The sequence below is a fragment of the Chryseobacterium sp. CG10_8 genome, assembly GCF_058117085.1.
Genome location: NZ_JBYVEB010000167.1, coordinates 1 through 4,023 on the forward strand (window position 1 = coordinate 1; position 4,023 = coordinate 4,023).

Sequence of the window (4,023 nt, forward strand, 5' to 3'; positions counted from 1 at the left end):
ATTAATGCCAAAGCGGATACGATAATTCCGACCATAAATACGGTATAAGTAATTCTTAGTAATCGATATTTTCTCTCCAATACCAAACCGAGATAATAGAGGTCCTTGGTGAGTGAGTTATATAAAACGTCTTCGTTATCAATGAGATAGTCTATTCCCCATTCGAATTCTTTGAGACTCATTTTATGAAAATTTCCAAAGAACAGAATATTGGTTTTCTTTTCCTTAATCATGTCTTGTGTGACTTTGACATTGGAAATATTGGGTCTCGTTGAAAGTACAGATAATACAACGGTGATAACACTGAAAGTAATTAAAATAAAAGTAGGAATCACCAAAAAGGAATTGGACATACTATCCAATTTTGGCATGAGTGTCGAAAGCACCACGGAGATAATAATTGCATTGACCGAAAGTAGAATGTTGGCTTTGGTATCAGCAATTGCGCTTAACTCAATGTGATTCTTTAACTGGACACGGAATAGCGTTTCGACTCCACGTCCCAGTTTTTTTGCGGAGTTTTCTTTGGCGATAGCTTTTTGCTCTAATTTTTCGATTTTCTTTTCCAATTGATTAATTTCTTTTTTGGGTTTCCATTTGGATTGTGCAGTGGCGGAGTTATAAGCATGATCTTTAAAGAAATCCAAATTTCTCTTTTGCCATAGCAATTCATCCAATTTTTTACCAGTCTTATGTTGAATTTCTTTTTTAAGGTTTCCAGATATTTCAAAGTAATTTTCAGCTGCCATATGCCCAAAGTCTGCATCAATCATTATTTTTTCTTGATTGTTGGTGGGAGCTACGTTCCATTGAGTTGATAAAATCAGCGATTTTACTTTATTGATGGTTTCTGGGGAGGCATTTTCCGATTTTAAAAAAGTTTCTGCGATGGCTGCACTTTCTTCTTCATGATTTTGGTCGGATTTGGTATATCCAGTATCATGGAACCACGCTGCAAGCTGTAATTGCGCTTTCTCTTCTTCTGAAAGTCCTTCTTTTTTAGCCAAATAAGTAACGTCATTTACAACTCGTTGATTATGTGATAGATTGTGATAAAAATTTTTAGGAGATAGTTCTTTTTCCAGCAAATCCTTGACGTAGATTTCTGCTTTATTGACAGTTTCAAGCATGGTGTTGTTTTTTAATATCGGCAAAATTACAAATATTAACATAACATCCGATGCAGAAGAAAAGGTTTAACTTAATTTCTACATTCAAATTCAAATATATAATTGAGGACGATTCTTTTAATCTTTTACCTTAATTGGTGATGACTTTCTGCCAAAAAAGATGAAAAAAAACGTATTTTTGCGCAAATTAGAATTAGAAATTTTTCAACCATCATCTAAACCATCATTCATGCATAACGGAATCATTATCCTTGACTTTGGCTCACAGTACAATCAATTAATAGCTCGTAGAATTCGTGAAATGGAAGTATACTCGGAGGTTTTACCCTTCAGTACTCCAGTTTCTGAAATTTTAGAAAGAAAACCTGTTGGAATCATCCTTTCTGGTGGTCCAAGTTCCGTTAATGCGGAAAATGCACACCTTGTTGAGAAGCAACTTTTCGAACTTGGAATTCCTGTTTTGGGGATTTGCTACGGAATGCAGTTGACGACTTATGTTTTGGGAGGAACGGTTAAAAAAGGCGAGAAGGGAGAATACGGTAAGGCCAATTTGCATATTGAAAAAAGTTCTGCTTTTTTTGAAGGTGTTTCCACCGATTCCATTGTTTGGATGAGTCACTTTGATGAAGTAGAAATTGTTCCTGAAGGTTTTGAGATTAACGGTAAAACAGACGTTATCTCTGCGATTTCTAATGAAGCAAAGAAAATCTACGGCGTACAGTTTCATCCAGAGGTTTCTCACACCGCAGAAGGTGCTAAGATGCTGGAAAACTTTGTTTTTAAAGTTTGTAATGCCGAAAAGAATTGGAAACTAACCAACTATATCGAAAGAACGGTTGCAGAAATTAAAGAAAAAGTGGGGACAGAAAGAGTAATTCTCGGACTTTCTGGTGGTGTAGATTCTTCTGTTGCTGCGGTATTAATTCATAAGGCGATTGGTGACCAATTGACTTGTATCTTTGTTGATACAGGGCTACTGAGAAAAGATGAAGGTAGGAAAGTAATGGAAAATTATGGAGAGCACTTCCACATGAATATCAAAATGGTAGATGCTTCCGAGAGATTTTTAAATAAATTAAAAGGGATTTCTGACCCCGAAGCCAAGCGTAAAGCTATCGGAAACGAGTTTGTTCATGTTTTTGACGAAGAATCTCACAAAATAGAAGGAGCTAAATTTTTGGCGCAAGGAACGATTTATCCAGATGTTATCGAAAGTCAATCTGTAAAAGGACCTTCAGCGGTGATTAAATCTCACCATAATGTGGGGGGACTTCCAGAGGAAATGAAATTAGAACTACTGGAGCCATTGCGAGAATTATTTAAAGATGAAGTTAGAAAAGTGGGAGAGGAATTGGGTATTCCGCATCATTTGGTGTATCGTCATCCTTTCCCAGGTCCTGGTCTTGGAATTAGAATTTTGGGTGAAGTTGACGCAGAAAAAGTGAAAATTTTGCAAGAAGCGGATGATATCTTTATCGAAGAATTATACAAAAATGATTTCTACGAAAAAGTTTCGCAAGCATTTGTAGTTTTGTTGCCCGTTAAATCTGTTGGTGTGATGGGAGATGAGCGAACTTATGAATATACAGCTGTTGTGCGTTCTGCTAATACCATAGACTTTATGACGGCTACTTTCAGTCATTTTTCTTGGGAATTCTTAGAAAAAGTTTCTAACAGAATCATCAATGAGGTTAAAGGAATTAACCGTGTAACCTATGATATCTCCAGTAAACCACCTGCAACTATTGAGTGGGAATAGAAATATAAGGGATTATAGCTTTAATAAGTTTGAAAATATCAGGACATTTATTCACTTTTTAGGTTAAGTTAAATGCTTCTGCAAGCAATTGATGTGATCTGAGCCTTGCTTCATGATTAGAAGTAACTGTTTGCAGCATAATCTCTTCTGCTCCAAAAGCATCTGCAATTTGGGTTAACCATTCATGTAATTTTTCTGGCGTTCCAGTCAAGATTCTTGGTGGTTGAACTGGGTTTTGCATCTCTTCGAATTGCGGTAATCCGCCCAACTCTCTAATGGCGGTATCTTCATCTTCTAAAAGGCTGTGGATATCGCCTTTAGTCCTTAGTTTATAATCAAATAGAATGAAAGGTGCTGCAAATCTGTTCGCTTCTTCCTCTGTTTCAGCTGCATAAACATTAAGTGCTAACATAAGATTGGGCTTTTGATTTCCTGCAGGATCTTTCGAAGGTTTAAAGTTTTGGATGTAAAACCGAGAAATAGGGTAGGATTGGACCGGATTGATAAACGCTGCAAATGCATAGGATAAACCAAGTTGACCAGCAATATTAGAACTCCATGGACTAGATCCGAGTAGCCAAAACTCTGGAGAACTTCCATTATTATATGAAATTACTTTACTGAAAGGATTATTGAAATCAAAATCTTGATTGATCCAATGTACTAATTCAACCAGCTGTTCCGCAGAGTCATCTGTGGAATTATGCCTTGATGAACGGTTTCTTTGCAGTGCCATATCGATAATAGGTCCGGCTGTCGCTCTACCGATTCCCATATCAATTCTATCTGGGAATAATTCTTCAAGAGAATTAAAAACTTCAGCTACTTTGAATGGACTGTAATGATTGAGGAGGACAGCACCAGAACCAACTCTTATTTTTTCGGTTTGTGAAGCGATGTAGGGAATCATAACTTCTGGTGTTCTTCCGGCTCCTGTTCCAGCCGCATGATGCTCTGCTACCCAGAATCTGTTGTATCCCCATTTTTCAGCCTTTTGGGCAAGGTCTAAAGTGTTTCTTAAAGCTTGCGTTCTGTCGCCGTTTTTGGGAACGACTGACAAATCTAAAATGGAAAGTTTCATGGTTTTGTTTTTAAGTGGTTATATTAGTTTAGTTATTTTTTTTCTAATTTTTT

The 4,023-nt window shown here is 36.7% G+C and carries 3 protein-coding genes; 1 reads left to right on the top strand and 2 read right to left on the bottom strand.

Going from position 1 to position 4,023, the window contains the following annotated elements; translation table 11 throughout:
* On the bottom strand, nt 1–1,130 hold a 1,130-nt coding region (locus tag AC4AGG_RS15560; RefSeq protein WP_489772936.1), incomplete at its 3' end, for a Pycsar system effector family protein.
* Between the two features lie 229 nt (nt 1,131–1,359).
* Between AC4AGG_RS15560 and guaA the strand changes: the two genes are divergently transcribed.
* Complete coding sequence (guaA, locus tag AC4AGG_RS15565; RefSeq protein WP_489772938.1) at nt 1,360–2,889, top strand: glutamine-hydrolyzing GMP synthase; 1,530 nt, start codon at nt 1,360–1,362, stop codon at nt 2,887–2,889.
* Nucleotides 2,890–2,947: 58 nt separating this feature from the next.
* Here the strand turns inward: guaA and AC4AGG_RS15570 are convergent, their stop codons facing one another.
* The gene (locus AC4AGG_RS15570) at nt 2,948–3,970 is read right to left on the bottom strand and encodes an LLM class flavin-dependent oxidoreductase (RefSeq protein ID WP_489772937.1); all 1,023 of its coding nucleotides are present in this window, start codon (nt 3,968–3,970) and stop codon (nt 2,948–2,950) included.
* Nucleotides 3,971–4,023 lie beyond the last annotated feature (53 nt).

What these genes read in the sequence shown, in the direction of transcription:
- guaA (WP_489772938.1), top strand. Translation starts at nt 1,360, where the DNA reads ATGCATAACGGAATCATTATCCTTGACTTTGGCTCACAGTACAATCAA.
- AC4AGG_RS15570 (WP_489772937.1), bottom strand. Translation starts at nt 3,970, where the DNA reads ATGAAACTTTCCATTTTAGATTTGTCAGTCGTTCCCAAAAACGGCGAC.